Origin of the sequence: Tolypothrix sp. VBCCA 56010 (assembly GCF_050875635.1) — a bacterium.
Classification (GTDB): Bacteria; Cyanobacteriota; Cyanobacteriia; order Cyanobacteriales; family Nostocaceae; genus Hassallia.
This window is the reverse complement of the sequence record NZ_JBPAOH010000452.1, coordinates 1-398: the sequence shown is the minus strand read 5'-3', so window position 1 is coordinate 398 and position 398 is coordinate 1. Positions and strand designations below refer to the sequence as shown.

The 398-nt window shown below is 41.2% G+C and carries 1 protein-coding gene; it reads left to right on the top strand.

Annotation, left to right across the window (positions count from 1 at the left end; genetic code table 11):
* Positions 1-25: 25 nt before the first annotated feature.
* Positions 26-398, top strand: a 373-nt coding sequence (locus tag AABK37_RS41955) for an IS607 family transposase (protein WP_432557266.1), incomplete at its 3' end; no start/stop codon positions are given.

Below are 398 nucleotides of genomic sequence, written 5' to 3'. Positions count from 1 at the left end.
GTCATAGCTGGTCTATGAGTGATATATGTATAAGCCAAACGAATTTGCAAAAAAGATTGGAGTCTCAGTCAAAACGCTTCAACGCTGGGATGTGTCAGGCAGGCTGCCAGCCAAGAGAACACTTTCCGATCATCGTTATTACACCGAAGATGATTTATTGATTGCCAAAGGGTTAAAGCCCTTAGAGGCTAACAGAAAAGTCGTAGTTTATTGTCGAGTATCGTCAAACGCACAAAAGCCTGATCTAAAAAATCAAGTTACTGCAATGGAGGCATTCTGTCTGGGAAGAGGATTGGCAGTAAATGAATGGGTTTCGGAAATCGGAGGCGGACTAAACTTTAAGCGTAAAAAGTTTTTAGCCATCATCATGTCAATGCTTAAAGGTGAAACTAAAGTGC